15 protein-coding genes are annotated in these 15,285 nt (G+C 60.9%); 13 read left to right on the top strand and 2 right to left on the bottom strand.

Translation table 11 applies throughout. The annotated features are described in order from the left end of the window. From JFU11_RS18165 to JFU11_RS18145, 5 genes are all read left to right on the top strand, one after another. On the top strand, positions 1-3,427 hold a 3,427-nt coding region (locus JFU11_RS18165), incomplete at its 5' end, for an Ig-like domain-containing protein (RefSeq protein ID WP_201061651.1). Between the two features lie 41 nt (positions 3,428-3,468). Further along, entirely contained in the window at positions 3,469-4,983 is a 1,515-nt protein-coding gene (locus tag JFU11_RS18160; protein ID WP_201061649.1) for a TolC family protein, read from the top strand. Then, on the top strand, positions 4,967-5,572 hold the full coding sequence (gene cysC / locus JFU11_RS18155; RefSeq protein ID WP_123719044.1) for an adenylyl-sulfate kinase: 606 nt from the start codon (positions 4,967-4,969) through the stop codon (positions 5,570-5,572). The genes JFU11_RS18160 and cysC overlap by 17 nt, the downstream gene beginning before the upstream one ends. Continuing rightward, entirely contained in the window at positions 5,569-6,354 is a 786-nt protein-coding gene (locus JFU11_RS18150; protein ID WP_201121342.1) for an aspartyl/asparaginyl beta-hydroxylase domain-containing protein, read from the top strand. The genes cysC and JFU11_RS18150 overlap by 4 nt, the downstream gene beginning before the upstream one ends. Next, entirely contained in the window at positions 6,342-7,319 is a 978-nt protein-coding gene (locus tag JFU11_RS18145) for a sulfotransferase family protein (protein WP_123719045.1), read from the top strand. Before JFU11_RS18150 ends, JFU11_RS18145 begins: the two co-directional genes overlap by 13 nt. Positions 7,320-7,363: 44 nt before the next feature. Here the strand turns inward: JFU11_RS18145 and JFU11_RS18140 are convergent, their stop codons facing one another. After that, positions 7,364-8,122 carry a slipin family protein gene (locus tag JFU11_RS18140; protein WP_123719046.1) on the bottom strand — a complete coding sequence of 253 codons (759 nt, stop codon included), beginning with the start codon at positions 8,120-8,122 and terminating at the stop codon, positions 7,364-7,366. Positions 8,123-8,124: 2 nt separating this feature from the next. Further along, a complete protein-coding gene (locus JFU11_RS18135) occupies positions 8,125-8,673 on the bottom strand; it encodes an NfeD family protein (RefSeq protein ID WP_123719047.1) in 549 nt (182 codons plus the stop codon). Positions 8,674-8,885: 212 nt separating this feature from the next. Between JFU11_RS18135 and JFU11_RS18130 the strand changes: the two genes are divergently transcribed. The 8 genes from JFU11_RS18130 (at position 8,886) to JFU11_RS18095 (ending at position 15,228) form a co-directional block, all read left to right on the top strand. Next, positions 8,886-9,353: a YbaK/EbsC family protein gene (locus tag JFU11_RS18130; RefSeq protein ID WP_123719048.1), complete on the top strand. Its 468-nt coding sequence runs from the start codon at positions 8,886-8,888 to the stop codon at positions 9,351-9,353. 135 nt (positions 9,354-9,488) lie between these two features. Beyond that, positions 9,489-9,734 (top strand): DUF2789 domain-containing protein, encoded by a 246-nt coding sequence (locus JFU11_RS18125; RefSeq protein WP_030128603.1) that lies wholly within the window; start codon positions 9,489-9,491, stop codon positions 9,732-9,734. A gap of 89 nt (positions 9,735-9,823) precedes the next feature. Beyond that, the gene (locus tag JFU11_RS18120) at positions 9,824-10,069 is read left to right on the top strand and encodes a type II toxin-antitoxin system Phd/YefM family antitoxin (RefSeq protein WP_201061645.1); all 246 of its coding nucleotides are present in this window, start codon (positions 9,824-9,826) and stop codon (positions 10,067-10,069) included. Between the two features lie 126 nt (positions 10,070-10,195). After that, complete coding sequence (locus tag JFU11_RS18115) at positions 10,196-10,624, top strand: MarR family transcriptional regulator (protein ID WP_201061644.1); 429 nt, start codon at positions 10,196-10,198, stop codon at positions 10,622-10,624. Then, the gene (locus tag JFU11_RS18110; RefSeq protein WP_201061642.1) at positions 10,621-12,693 is read left to right on the top strand and encodes an FUSC family protein; all 2,073 of its coding nucleotides are present in this window, start codon (positions 10,621-10,623) and stop codon (positions 12,691-12,693) included. Before JFU11_RS18115 ends, JFU11_RS18110 begins: the two co-directional genes overlap by 4 nt. Beyond that, positions 12,690-12,899, top strand: coding sequence for a DUF1656 domain-containing protein (locus JFU11_RS18105; RefSeq protein ID WP_030128598.1), 210 nt, complete (start codon positions 12,690-12,692; stop codon positions 12,897-12,899). The genes JFU11_RS18110 and JFU11_RS18105 overlap by 4 nt, the downstream gene beginning before the upstream one ends. Further along, positions 12,896-13,783 (top strand): HlyD family secretion protein, encoded by an 888-nt coding sequence (locus JFU11_RS18100; RefSeq protein ID WP_123719052.1) that lies wholly within the window; start codon positions 12,896-12,898, stop codon positions 13,781-13,783. Before JFU11_RS18105 ends, JFU11_RS18100 begins: the two co-directional genes overlap by 4 nt. Next, the gene (locus tag JFU11_RS18095; protein ID WP_201061640.1) at positions 13,780-15,228 is read left to right on the top strand and encodes a TolC family protein; all 1,449 of its coding nucleotides are present in this window, start codon (positions 13,780-13,782) and stop codon (positions 15,226-15,228) included. The genes JFU11_RS18100 and JFU11_RS18095 overlap by 4 nt, the downstream gene beginning before the upstream one ends. Positions 15,229-15,285: the final 57 nt, after the last annotated feature.

The raw sequence follows: 15,285 nt of genomic DNA, 5'->3' as shown, positions 1-15,285 counted from the left end.
TACCTGGACCGCTACGTTCACCCCGACAGCAGGCATCGTCAGCGCGACCAACGTCATCAGCCTGGCCAACACCGGCGTGGCGGATCTGGCGGGCAATACCGGCAGCGGGATCAGTTCTTCGGGCAACTACGCCATCGATACCGCCCCGCCGACCGCGACGATTGTGGTGGCGGACACTGCGTTGAGAATCGGTGAAACGTCACTGGTGACCATCACCTTCAACCAGGCCGTGAGCGGTTTCACCAACGCCGACCTGACGATTGCCAACGGCACATTGACCGCGGTGAGCAGCAGTGACGGAGGCATCACTTGGACGGCGACTTTCACCCCGACTGCCAGCATTACTGATACGACCAATCTGATCACGTTGGACAACACCGGCGTGCAGGCTGCCGCCACCGGCAACGTGGGCAGCGGCACCACCGATTCCAACAACTACGCCATAGACACCGTGCGCCCGACGGCCACCATCGTGGTGGCGGACACCGCGCTGAGAATCGGCGAAACCTCTCTGGTGACGATCACCTTCAGTGAAGCGGTAAGCGGTTTCACCAACGCGGATCTGACCATTACCAACGGCACGTTGACCACGGTGAGCAGCAGCGACGGCGGTATTACCTGGACCGCCACCTTCACGCCTTCCGCGAGCATCAACGACACGACCAACCTGATCACCCTGGACAACACCGGTGTGGCCGATCTGTCGGGCAACGCTGGCAGCGGCACCACCGATTCCAACAACTACGCCATCGACACCGTGCGCCCGACCGCGACCATCGTTCTGGCCGACCCTACCCTGAGTGCCGGCGAAACCTCGCTGGTGACCATCACCTTCTCCGAGGCAGTAACGGGTTTCACCAACGCCGACCTGAGTATCGCCAATGGCACTTTGAGCGCGGTGAGCAGCAGCGACGGTGGCATCACCTGGACCGCGACTTTCACCCCAACCGTCGGCGTGAATGACTCGAGCAACGTCATCACTCTGGTCAATACCGGTGTGACCGATGTGGCCGGCAACACCGGCAGCGGCACCACCAACTCCGGCAACTACACCATCGATACGGTGCTGCCGACCGCCACCATCGTCGTTGCCGACAATGCGTTGAGCATCGGTGAAACGTCGCTGGTAACCATCACCTTCAGTGAAGCCGTCAGCGGTTTCAACAACGCCGACCTGACCATCGCCAACGGCACCTTGACCTCCGTGACCAGCAGTGATGGTGGCATCACCTGGACCGCAACCTTTACGCCGACCAATGCCATCTCCGATACCAGTAACGTCATCACCCTGGATAACAGCGGTGTGCAAAACGGCTCGGGCAACGCCGGTAGCGGCACCACCGATTCCAACAATTACGCCATCGACACCGTGCGTCCGACGGCCACCATCGTGGTCGCGGATGCAGCGCTGGCGGTGGGTCAAACATCGGTGGTGACCATTACGTTCTCGGAGGCGGTGACCGGGTTTACCACGGCCGACCTGACGGTCAGCAACGGTACCCTGAGCAATCTGAGCACTAGCGATAACATCACCTACACCGCAACCCTGACGCCGACAGCGAGCGTCACCGATTCGACCAACCTGATTACCCTGGACAACACCGGAGTGATCGATGGGGCCGGCAACACGGGCGCCGGCACCACCGATTCGAATAACTACGCCATCGACAGCCTACGTCCGACCGCCACCATCGTGCTGAGCGATACGACGCTGAAACCGGGCGAAACTGCGTTGGTGACCATCACCTTCAGCGAGGCGGTGACAGGTTTCGACAACAGTGATTTGAGCATCGCCAACGGTACCTTGAGCGCGGTGAGCAGCAGCGACGGAGGCATCACCTGGACCGGGACCTTCACCCCGACGGCCGGGATTACCGACACTAGCAATATCATCACCCTGAGTAACAGCGGCATCTCGGACGTGGCCGGCAATACTGGGGCGGGCACCACCAACTCGGCCAACTATGTGGTGGAAACCCAGGTACCGACCGCTACCATCGTGGTTGCCGACAATGCCCTCAAGGTCGGTGAGACTTCGCTGGTGACAATTACCTTCTCTGAAGCGGTCAGCGGTTTCAGCAACGCCGACCTGACCGTAGCCAACGGCACTCTTAGCAGTGTTTCGTCCAGCGATGGCGGCGTGACCTGGACCGCAACTTTTACACCTACGGCCAGCGTGACGGACACCACTAACCTGATCAGTCTGGACAACAGCGGTGTAACCAACGCGTCGGGCAACAGCGGCGTCGGCGTGACCGATTCCAACAACTACGCGATTGATACCGCCCGCCCGACCGCGACCATTGTGGTCGCGGACAATAAGCTGGGCATTGGTGAAACCACCACGGTGACCTTTACCTTCAGCGAAGCGGTGTCCGGTTTCGATTTGTCGGACCTCAGCGTGGCCAATGGTGTGCTGTCCAACCTGGTCAGCAACAACGGCGGTGTGACTTGGACCGCCACGCTCACGCCAACCGCGAACCTCAACGATGCGACCAACCTGATCCTGCTCGACACTGGCAATGTGCTCGACGCGGCGGACAATGCCGGCGCCAGCATCGCCATTTCCAACAACTATGCGCTCGATGCAACTCGCCCGACCGTCACCATCGTGGTTGCCAACCCGAACCTGGGCATTGGCCAGACGACGCTGGTGACCTTCACTTTCAACGAGGCGGTCAGTGACTTCGATTTGTCGGACCTGAGCGTGACCAACGGCGAGTTGACCAACCTGGCCAGCAGCGACGGCGGCAAGACCTGGACCGGGACCTTCACGCCCACCGCGAATATCACCGACCCGAGCAACTTCATTGCGCTGGACACCAGCAATGTGACGGACCTGGCGGGCAACATAGGCGACAGCGTCGCGGTCTCCAACAACTACACGATCAACACCGTGCCGGCGTTTGTGGTCTTACCACCTGTCACCGTGCCCGCTCAGCCTAACGTGCCATTGCAGCCAATCGTCTTCACCCCACCCACTGGCGATCTTGGCTCGCCGCTGAGCTTTTCCCCGCTGTTTGAACAACGGGTGATCGGCAATGGCATTCGCCCTCTGGGCGACATATTCATGAACCACGGGGCGCTGACGCCTAGCTTTATCGCGCAGGTGTTCAGCAGCAGTGAAAGCGGTGGCGATGGCTCAGGCCACGGCTTCCTCGGTTTTGGCGGGGGGGACGGCGGGGTCTTTGGCAGCAGCACGCTGTCGAATCTGTTCAATCAGGACACTGGCAGCGAAGGGGATTCGCTGAGCACCTTCGGCAATAACTCAATCAGGACAGGAGATGCTTCCCAAGGGCTGCGCGGCGTGTTTGGCGCACCGAGTCTTGGTCAGCAATTACAACAACTCAAAGACACCGAGCAGCGGCAGGTCGAAAGCCTGGCCGCGGCTTTGCAACAGGTCGGCATCAGTGAAATGCAGGCCTGAAAAAACCATTAAAAGCAGGGCGGCACCTGGGGGCTCCAAGGATGAAGAGAAGTCAGAAGTTATTCGGCGCCAGCCTGCTGGCGCTGGCGATCAGCGGGTGTGCAGTCACCAGTGAACCGATCGAACGCAGCGTCAGCCAACAGCGCGCCAAAAGCGATCTGCAAAACATGTACACGGGGCAGGAGCCTCTCAGCGGCCCACTGACCCTGCACCAGGCCATGGCCCGCGCGGTGAAGTACAACCTCGAAGGCCGGCTCAAGATCATGGAAGAGGCCTTGGCCAAGCGCCAACTCGACCTCGCCAGTTTCGACATGCTGCCACGCATGGCGCTGGACGCCGGGTATGTGGGGCGTAATAACGTAAACGCTTCCAGCAGCCAGAGCGTGGAAACCGGCACCCAGTCTTTGGAACCGTCGACCTCCCAGGACCGCGACCGTGAAGTGGCGGACCTGACCATGGTCTGGAACGTGCTCGACTTCGGTGTCAGTTACATCAGTGCCAAGCAGCAGGGCGATCAGCGGCTGATCGTGCAGGAGCGTCGGCGCAAGGTGATCAACACCATCGTTCAGGACGTACGCTCGGCCTATTGGCGAGCCATGGCCGCCGAACGTTTGCTCAAGCAGATCGACAGCCTGATGGCCCGGGTCGAAACCGCTCGCAACAATAGCCAGAGCATGAGCGAACAGCGCATCGGCGATCCGATTCAGTCGTTGGGTTATCAGCGCTCGCTGATCGAAGCCACTCGGCAACTGGAAGAGCAACGCCGCGCACTGTCGCTGGCGAAAACCGAACTGGCGACCCTGATCAACCTGCCTCCGAGTACCAATCTGACGCTGGCGACCCAGGACGATTACGTCATTCCGGAACTCAAGGTCGACCTCGCCAGCCTGGAACAGGAAGCCCTGACCAGTCGGCCGGAATTGCGAGAGCAGGATTACCAGACCCGCATCAGCGCCGCCGAAACCCGCAAAGCCATGCTGCGTCTGCTGCCGGGGCTGGAGTTTTCCGCCGGTGGGCATTACGACAGCAACTCGTTTTTGGTGGAGCAGGGCTGGGCGGATTACGGGGTGAAAGTCACCTGGAACCTGTTCAATGTGATTTCCGCGCCCGCCGCGATCGACGTTGCCAAGGCCGGTGAAGAAGTCGCCACGGCGCGTCGACAAGCGATGTCGATTGCCGTACTGGCGCAGCTTTACGTGGCCAACGCCAACTATCGCGAGGCGATGCGGCAGTTCAAGACCAATCAGCAACTGTCAGACATCGATGGGCAAATCGTCGGCCAACTGCGCAATCGCTATCAGGCGGCCGGGCTGGGCGAACTGGATCTGATCCAGGGCGAGCTGAACACCTTGCAGGCCGATCTGCGTCGTGACCTGTCTTACGCTGACTTGCGCAACGCTTACGGGCAAATTTTCGCCAGCGCCGGTCTCGATCCGCTGCCGGATGAAGTGCAATCGACCGAAGTCCAGTCCATCGCCACCGCCTTGGCCAATCGCGAAGAGGCGTGGGCGGCGGGCAACATCTCAATGCCGGTGACCCATGCCCCGGTCCAATAACCTGCTGGCGCCGACGGCGAGCATCAGCCGCGCCCAAAGGGAGACCCGCAACGGCCATCGTGGCGCGGCGATTCTGCTGACCGGTTTACCGGCCGCGGGCAAGTCGACATTGGCCCAGGCACTGCACGCCGAGCTGTTCGAACACGGTGTGCAGAGTGTGGTGCTCGATGGCGACGGACTGCGGGTCGGGCTCAATCGCGATCTGGGGTTTACCGACAGCGATCGTCTGGAAAACATCCGCCGCGCCAGCGAACTCGCGGCGCTGTTGGTCGAGAACGGGCAGATTGTCATCCTGGCGATGATCGCGCCCTTGGTGGAGTTGCGTGAATTGTTCGCCCGACGGTTGGGCGAGGATTACCGCGAAGTCTGGTGCAACGCCTCGTTGGCGGTGTGTGAACAGCGTGATCCCAAAGGTCATTACGCCCGGGCTCGACGGGGTGAGTTGGCGGGGTTTACCGGTGTCTCCGCGCCTTACGAACCACCGCCGTCTGCGTCGCTAGTGCTCGACACGGGCGCGCAGTCGGTCGAGGCCTGTCTCGATCGTTTGCTGACCTGGCTCGGCGAATGCGCGGTGCTGCCGAAACGATGAGTCGGCCGGCCTTCTCCCGGTTGCCGGTGGCGGTGGATTTGCCGTTGCTGCTGCAGGCACTGGCAGCGATTGGCGAGGACGACTGGCACGGCCACTTCAATAGCGATTATTACGCTGGCGACTGGAGCGGCGTGGCGCTGATTTCCGCGGCCGATGCCTTGACTGAATTGTCGCCCGGTCGCGGCGAGACTCTGTTGCGTGCGCCCTGGCTGCAAGATGTTCGATGGCAGCAAGGGCTGCGGGATCTGCCGCTGGAAATCGTCTGTGCACGTCTGCTGCGGCTCGGTCCGGGCGGGCGGATTCACGAGCATCGCGACTATGATCTGGGCGAACCAGACGCTGATTTGCGTCTGCATATCCCGCTGCTCAGTCCACCCCAAGTGGACTTTCTGCTGGGCGGCCAACGCATGCCGATGGCCGCTGGCGAATGCTGGTTTCTCGACCTGTCGCTGCCTCATCGCGTGGACAATCGCGATACTCAGGCACGGATTCATCTGGTGCTCGATTGCCGGCCCGGTGCCTGGCTGGAGCAGGCAATCATCGACGGGCTGGCAACCACGCCGTCGCTGGAAATTGGTCAAGACGCTTTGGCGCAGTTCCAGGTATTGGTGGCCAGCGATCCGCAGCTGTGCAAGTCCTTGCAGGGGTTGCAGGACAACCAAGCCTTTATCACCCGCACCCTGGAACTGGCCGCTGAGCGTGGACTTGCGTTCACCCGTGAAGAACTGCGCGCGGCGATGCGCGACGGTCGTCGCCAATGGAATGAACAATGGAGCGCCTGAACCTCGAAGGCTGGTTGCCGATCCGCGTGTGGCAAGAGGCCGGGCAATGGCAAGTCGACTGGTGCTGGTTCGGTGACACGCGGCTGCATCAGCCGTTTTTTCGTGATGCGGTGGAGGATGCGCTGCGGCTGCCGTTCAATCAGGCGTTTCGCCGGAAAACCGCATTGTCGACCCTTGCTGACTGGCAGGTTTGCAGCCCTGATCTGACGCCGAGCGCTTTTATCTTTCACGCCTCCCGCTGCGGCTCGACCCTGATCAGCCAGATGCTGGCGCAACTCGATAACCACATCGTCATCAGCGAACCACCGCCGCTGGATGCGTTGCTGCGCAGTGATTTGCCCGCCGTCGAACGCTGTGCCGCCATCAAAGGGTTGCTGTCTGCCTACGGGCAACGTCGGCTTGGCGTGGAGCAACGGCTGGTGATCAAACTCGACGCCTGGAACATCGGTGAACTGCCGTTGCTGCGCGAGTGTTTTCCTGAAACACCGTGGTTGTTTCTTTATCGCGATCCGCTGGAAATTGCTGTCTCGCATTTGCGTCGTCCGGGCATGCACATGGTGCCGGGGATGATCGGGGCGAGCATGCTGGATGAGGAATTTCCGTTCAGCAGTCGTGAGGATTACATCGCCCGGCGGTTGGGGCGATTGCTGGCGTCGGGGTTGGCGCAATGCCAGGCGTTTGGCGGATGGGCGGTGAATTACAGCGAACTGCCGCAGGCCATGGCGGGACGGTTGGCAACGTTCTTTGCGTTGGATCTCGAGCAGCGCAGGCAAGTGTTTGCGGCGGTGGGGCAACATGCCAAGCAGCCGTCGCAGGTGTTTGTTGGTGACAGTGATGGCAAGCGTCGTGAAGCCACGATGCTGCTTCGTGATCGGGTGGAACACTGGGCGCGGGAGCCTTATGAGGCATTGGAAAAAGATCGCAGCCTTCGGCAGCTCCTACAGGTGTACCCCGAGCTTTTGTAGGAGCTGCCGAAGGCTGCGATCTTTTGGGCCGGCAGATTAATGCCTCAGGATTTCGACGACAAATCCGCCATCCCCTTAAGCAACTCGATCGGCAGCGGGAAGACGATGGTCGAACTCTTGTCCCCGGCAATCGAACTCAGCGTCTGCATGTAACGTAATTGCATGGCTCCCGGCTGACGCCCGAGCATTTCAGCAGCCTGCATGAGTTTTTCCGAGGCCTGCAATTCGCCTTCAGCGTGGATCACCTTGGCCCGACGTTCCCGTTCGGCCTCGGCCTGTTTGGCGATGGCGCGAATCATCGATTCGTTGAGGTCCACGTGCTTGATCTCGACGTTGGCCACCTTGATCCCCCAGGCATCGGTCTGCGCATCGAGCACTTGCTGGATGTCGACGTTCAGGCGTTCCCGTTCGGCCAGCAATTCATCGAGCTCATGTTTACCGAGCACCGCCCGCAACGTGGTCTGCGCCAGTTGGCTGGTGGCCATGAGAAAGTCTTCGACCTGAATGATCGCCTTTTGCGGATCGAGCACGCGGAAATACAGCACCGCATTGACCTTGACCGAGACGTTGTCGCGGGTGATCACGTCTTGTGGCGGCACGTCGAGCACCACGGTACGCAGGTCGACGCGAACCATTTGCTGAACCACCGGAATCAGCAGGATCAGGCCGGGGCCTTTGACCTGCCAGAAGCGTCCGAGTTGGAACACCACGCCGCGCTCATATTCGCGCAGGATGCGGAAGGTCGACCCCGCCAGTGCAATCAGCAATAACAGCAGCGCGGCAAAACCCAGTTGCAGGCCCATAACTATTCTCCGCCATCATTGTTCATTGCGGGCGCCGCGTCAGCCGCGGCCACTTCCAGCAGTAGACCCTTGCGTGCCACCACCCGGACCTGTTGACCCGGTTGAAGCGGTGTTTCGCTCAATACCTGCCATTGTTCGCCTTGCAGATGCACCCAGCCGATATACGCATCGCCAGCCTGCAATGACGTTACCGGCGTCACGCTGCCGAGTAATGCGTCATCGCCGCTGACGTTGCGGCGCGGTCGGGTTTTCAAGGCGTGGATCAGCAGGAAAGTCAGCAGCAAGGCACTGATCAACCCCAGGCCGATCATCAAGGGAACAGGGACCTCGGTATTGGTCAGAATCACCGCGCCGATCACGAACATCACAATGCCGCCCAGACCGACCACGCCGTAATTGGGCAAGGCCGCTTCGGCAATCAGAAACGCTATGCCGAACGTGATCAGCCAGATCCCGATAGGGTTGGGAACCAGCAGGACGACGGTGTCCGCTGCGAAAACCGATCCGCTCAAGGCCAACAGCAGCGCAATTGCACAGCAACGAGTGTTCACTTGACCCTCCGGGAGAGTCATCCGTCCGCGAGCCGTTCATGACTCTGTATACAAGTTTAGTTGAGCCTGCACTTGTATGAATTTTGATCAGTTGTCGACAGCGTCCGACGGGCGGATTTCCCGCCGGATCCCACCAGCGGGCCTAGACTTTTAAGGGAGACCAAAAGCTAACCACCGTCCGCGATTCGTTGCTGCGGACACCGAGGTGCATCATGCGTATGGCAAAAACCGTGCAGAACAGCCTGGAAAAGGCTCACTGCGAATATGACATCGTTTCCCACCCGCACTCGGCCAGCAGCCTTGAAACGGCTCGGCTCGCGGGCATTCCCGCCGAACGGGTCGCCAAATCGGTGATTCTCGACGATCGCCACGGGCATTACTTAATGGCCGTGCTACCCGCCAGCCGTCATCTGGACCTGAGCAAAGTACGTGGTAGCAGCGAATGGCAAATCACCCGTGAAAGCAACCTGCCGCACCTGTTTGACGATTGCGAACGCGGTGCCGTGCCTGCACTGGGTGAATCCTACGGGATGGACATGGTCATCGACCCACAGCTGACCCGGCAGAAAGACATCTACCTCGAAGCCGGCAACCACAACAATCTGGTACACATGAGCGTGCCGGAATTTCTGAAAATGGTGCCGCATGCCGAGGTGTGCGAGTTGAGTCAGTCGGCGTAGCGTCGACATAACTGCCATCATCGTGGGCAAGCCTCGCTCCTACAGGAATTGCGAAAACCCTGTGGGAGCGAGGCTTGCCCGCGAATAGCCGCGCCACGGTCACCCATCCAACACGCAATCACGAAGGAGCCAGACATGGAATCCCCTACCCACAGCCTCCCATCTCTCTTCAAACAACTCGGCCTGCCTGATGACGCCGAAAGTATCGATAAATTCATCGCTACCCATTCACCGCTCAAACCCGAACTGCACCTGGCGGACGCGTTCTTCTGGAACGAGAGCCAGGCAGAGCTGCTGCGTGAGGAGATTCTGGATGATGCGGATTGGGCGGAGGTGGTGGATCAGCTGGATGTGCTGCTGAGGAAGGGGCGGGGTGTGTAAACGAAAAACCTCGTCACAGGTTTCTTCTGGGTCTTATTAACTTGGTTCAAGTAGCTTCCATGGCGACAAATCCAAGATGAGATTGACCCATGCAATATGTTTTGGCCGAAAGAATCATCAGCATCTCCGAGTTTGCGAAAAACGTCGGTGCTGTCTTGCGGGATACACAAGCCGGGCCAGTCGCGGTAGTGGATAACAATCGAATCAGGGCGTATCTGGTTTCGGCGGATCTCTACGAAGCGATGCTGGACCGCCTGGATGATGTCGACCTTGCAACTCTCATACGCGCTCGCAATCAGGAAACTGGCGAACCAATCAGTCTTGAGGACCTGTGAAAACTCATTGCCAGCATGAGAATTGTTTCAAAACTTGACCAACTTTCCCCTCCAATGCCATATTGATAGTTAGCAAACTAACAGTGTGTGCATCCCCTCGTGCCAAAGAACCTCGACGCTCTCCAGATGAACATCAGCAGCTCCATGGTGGTGGCCGCCAGGCATTGGCGGAAAATCTGTCAGACCACGCTGGTCAACTATGGAATCTCCGAAGCCTGTGCCGTGCCGTTGTTGATGATCGGGCGTTTGGGCGAGGGTGTGCGGCAGGTGACGGTCGCGCAGGCGGCGGGGATGGAGAGTCCTTCTCTGGTGCGTTTGCTGGATCAGCTGTGCCATGCCGGTTACGTCTGTCGTACCGAAGACTCCCAAGACCGCCGCGCCAAGTGCCTGAGCCTGACCGAGACCGGTCGCGAGCTGGTGCAGGCAGTCGAAGTCGAGTTGGTGCGTTTGCGCCATGAAGTGCTCGGAGGGATCGCCCCGAGTGATCTGGAAGCGGCGCTGCGGGTACTGAAAGCTTTCGAAGCGGCCAATCATCCAGCGGTAGCTCAACCTTGAGCGGATTTTTCACCGGCGTGCCCCCGGCGCGAGACTGGTTCTACGGTGTGCGCACGTTCGCGGCATCGATGATTGCGCTGTACATCGCCATGCTCATGCAAATGCCCCGTCCGTATTGGGCGATGGCCACGGTGTATATCGTTTCCAGCCCGTTCGTCGGTCCTACCAGCTCCAAGGCGTTGTACCGCGCCGTTGGTACGTTGCTCGGTGCGGCGGCGGCGGTTTTTTTCGTGCCGATGTTTGTGCAAAGCCCTTATGTGCTGGTGGTGGTGATCGCGCTGTGGACCGGGATTCTGTTGTTCCTGTCCTTGCACCTGCGCACCGCCAACAGCTACGCCTTGATGCTCGCCGGTTACACCTTGCCGCTGATTGCATTGCCGGTGGTGGATAACCCGCTGGCGGTGTGGGACGTGGCCGAGGCGCGCACCGAAGAGATCTTTCTCGGCATCGCCTGCGCGGCAGTGGTCGGCGCGATGTTCTGGCCTCGGCGGCTGGCGCCGGTGTTCAACGATTCGGTGAACAAATGGTTCGCCGATGCCTCGACCTACAGCCTGCGCTTCCTCAGTCGCAACGTGCAGCCGGACGAAGTCAGCGCCCTGCGTTCATCGATGGTGGCGAACTTCAACAGCCTGGAATTGATGATCGGTCAGTTGCCCCACGAGGGCGCGCGGCCGCAGACAGTGCGTAACACCAAGGAACTGCGCGGGCGAATGATCCATCTGCTGCCGGTGATCGATGCCCTCGACGACACGCTCTATGCCCTCGAGCGGCGTACGCCGGAGCTTGTGGATAAGTTCGCGCCACTGCTGACCGCGACCGCCGAATGGCTCGACCATAAAGACGCGGACCTCGACCGCTGGCAGGCCTTGAAAAACCAGCTCGAAGCGCTGCAACCGAATGCCGAGGCGCTGGACGACCGCAAGCAGCTGCTGTTCTCCAACGCCCTGTATCGCCTCGGCGAATGGATCGATGTGTGGCAAGACTGCCGCAGCCTGCAATACGCCATTCAGTGCGAGAGCCAGGACAGTTGGCGCGCGGTGTATCGGCACTGGCGCCTCGGTCGGCTGTCGCCGTTTCTCGACCGTGGCTTGATGCTCTATTCGGCCGCGTCCACGGTCACCGCCATCATCGTCGCCTCAGTGCTGTGGATTCTGCTCGGCTGGACCGACGGCGGTAGTGCGGTGATTCTGGCGGCGGTGGCGTGCAGTTTTTTCGCTTCGATGGACGACCCGGCGCCGCAGATCTACCGGTTCTTTTTCTGGACCGCGATGTCGGTGCTGTTCGCCAGCCTCTATCTGTTTCTGATCCTGCCGAACCTGCATGACTTCCCGATGCTGGTGCTGGCATTCGCCATCCCGTTCATCTGCGTTGGCACCCTGACGGTGCAGCCGCGTTTCTACCTGGGCATGCTGCTGACCATCGTCAACACGTCATCTTTCATCAGCATTCAGGGCGCCTACGACGCGGACTTCCTCAGCTTCGCCAACTCCAACCTGGCTGGTCCCATGGGTTTGCTGTTCGCGTTCATCTGGACCCTGATCGCCCGGCCATTCGGCGCGGAATTGGCGGCCAAGCGCCTGACCCGTTTCAGCTGGCGCGACATCGTCAGCCTCACCGAGCCGGCTTCGTTGGCCGAACACCGGCAATTGGGCGTGCAGGTCCTCGATCGCCTGATGCAGCACTTGCCGCGGCTGGCCATGACCGGCCAGGACACCGGGATCGCGCTGCGGGAAGTACGCGTGGCGTTGAATCTGCTCGACCTGCTGGCCTATACGCCGCGTGTGGTGGGCGTGCCGCAGGTGCTGCTGCAGCAAGTGGTGGCCGAAGTCGGTGAGTACTTCAAGGCCTGTCTCAAGGCCGACGAACGTCTGCCAGCGCCGAGCCCGTTGCTGATGACTCTCGACCGCACCCGTCGCGCCCTCGATACCGAGTGCGACGACGGCGCCCGTCTGCATTTGCTGCACGCCCTGAGCGGCTTGCGCCTGGCCTTGCTGCCGGGTGTGGAGTTCGTCGGCACAGGCGAGCTCGAAGAACCGCTTCCCCATGGCATCGATGGAGCGCCTTTATGATCGGTGATCTGGATATCAGCGGGGTGTTCCTGCCCACGCTGCTGGTGCTGATGGGCATTACCTACGTGTTGTACCTGTTGGTGCACGGGTTGCTGACGCGCCTGCACTTTTACCGTCTGGTCTGGCACCGGGCATTGTTCAACGTGGGTCTCTACGCCTTGCTCCTCGGCGCCGTGGATTCACTCAGTCGATACCTGATGACATGAAAAAACCTTTTTTGACCCTCGGCCGCGTGGTCTTGACGCTGTTGATCGTGACCTTCGCCGTTGTCGTGGTCTGGCGCATGGTCATGTATTACATGTTCGCGCCCTGGACCCGGGACGGGCACATCCGCGCCGACATCGTGCAGATCGCCCCGGACGTGTCGGGACTGATCCAGCAGGTGGAGGTGCGCGACAACCAATGGGTGAAACGCGGCCAGGTGCTGTTCAGTATCGATCAGGACCGTTTCAAACTGGCGTTGCGCCAGGCAAAAGCGGCCGTCGCCGACCGCCAGGAAACCCTGGCCCAGGCTCAGCGCGAGGCCAAGCGTAACCGTGGCCTCGGCAACCTGGTCCCGGCCGAACAACTGGAAGAAAGCCAGTCCCGTGTCGCCCGCGCCGAAGTGGCGTTAATGGAGGCGCAGGTGGCGGTGGACAGCGCTCAGCTCAACCTTGACCGCTCGCTGATCCGCAGCCCGGTGGATGGCTACGTTAACGACCGGGCGCCGCGTTCCCAGGAGTTCGTCACCGCCGGGCGGCCGGTATTGTCGGTGGTGGACAGCAACTCGTTCCACATCGATGGATATTTCGAAGAAACCAAATTGGACGGCATTCATGTCGGCCAGAGCGTCGATATTCGGGTCGTCGGCGACCGCGCTCGGCTGCGCGGGCATGTGGAAAGCATCGTCGCCGGTATCGAAGACCGCGACCGCAGCAGCGGCAGCAACCTGTTGCCCAACGTCAATCCGGCGTTCAGCTGGGTGCGGCTGGCGCAGCGGATTCCGGTACGAATCGCTTTCGACGAGGTGCCAGCGGACTTCCGCATGATTGCCGGCCGCACGGCCACGGTGTCGATCATCGACGATCAAGCCGGGGAGCCGGCGCAATGAGCAGGGCCTCTGGATTGGCGGTGGCCGGGTTAGGGCTGCTGCTGTCGGCCTGTCAGGTGGTCGGGCCTGATTATCACTTGCCGGACGAGGCCGCCGTGCACCGTGACGACTTTCAGGGCGATCTGGCGGTGAACGGCAAAAATGTCGTTTCGGCACCGGTGCCCAGCGATTGGTGGCGGTTGTATCAGGATCCGCGTCTGGACCAATTGGTGCAGCAGGCCATGGCCTCCAACACTGATTTGCGGGTGGCGGCGGCGAATCTTTCGCGGGCTCGCGCTCAGGTCGACGAAGCGCAGGCGGCGGGCGGTTGGAGCGGTGGCGTGAAAGTCGGTGCCCAGCGTTTGCAAGAGTCTGGCGAGGCGTTCTTGCTGGCGGATAAAGTGCCGGTGGCCAACGTCGGTGATATCGGCATCACCACGTCCTATCAGTTCGACCTGTTTGGTACATTGCAGCGCGGCATCGAAGCGGCCAAAGCCAATGCCGATGCGACTCAGGCGGCAGCGGACACCGCGCGCATCACGCTGGTGGCCGATGTGGTGCGGGCTTACACCCAGGTCTGCGCGGCCAACGAAGAGCGGGAAATCGCTCAGCATTCCCTCGACCTGCAAGCCCAGAGCACCAAGCTGACCCAGCGCTTGCGCGATGCCGGGCGCGGCGATGAAACCCAGGTCACCCGTTCACAAACCCAATTCAAATCCTTGCGCGCCGAATTGCCGCGTTATGAAGCGGCACGTCAGGCCGGACTGTTCCGCTTGTCGATGCTGCTGGCCAAACCGGTCGAGCAATTGCCTGCAGGCACCAGCGACTGCGCTGAGCTGCCGAAAATTGCGCAATTGTTGCCGGTGGGTGACGGCGCCACGCTGCTAAAGCGTCGACCCGACGTGCGGCAGGCCGAGCGCAGATTGGCGGCCGCGACGGCCGGTATCGGTATTGCAACCGGCGAGTTGTACCCGGACATCAGCATCGGCGCGACCGTTGGTACGGTCGGGATTCTGGAAAACCTCGGCAAACCGGCGACCAATCGCTGGGGCTTCGGCCCGTTGCTGAGCTGGACCGTGCCGTCCAACGGATCCCGCGCGCGAATCCGTGAGGCCGAGGCCGCGACCCAAGGCGCGCTGGCGCATTTCGATGGCGTGGTGCTCAACGCCATCCGCGAAACTCAGACCGGCCTGGCGCAATATTCCGCGCAGCTTCAGCGCCGCGATGCGTTGGCAGATGCCGAGCAATCGGCGCAACTGGCGGCCGACCAGACCCACCGCTTCTTTCAGGCCGGCCGCGCGTCGTTTTTGGCTGACCTGCAAGCCACCCGCACCTACACCGACGTACGGGCGCAACTGGCCTCGGCCAGCACCCAAGTCGCGATGAGCCAGATCGATTTGTTCCTTGCTTTGGGTGGCGGCTGGGAAAGCGGACGAACGCAAGGGTCACAACCCGGCAAACCCTGAGGCCGTTGCTATGCTTTGATTTGATGGGGGCGCGCGGCGAACCCGTCGATCAAGGCT

This window comes from Pseudomonas sp. TH37, assembly GCF_016650735.1.
Classification (GTDB): Bacteria; Pseudomonadota; Gammaproteobacteria; order Pseudomonadales; family Pseudomonadaceae; genus Aquipseudomonas; species Aquipseudomonas farris.
The sequence above is the reverse complement of the archived record's forward strand: the minus strand, read 5'-3'. Positions and strand labels throughout refer to the sequence as shown.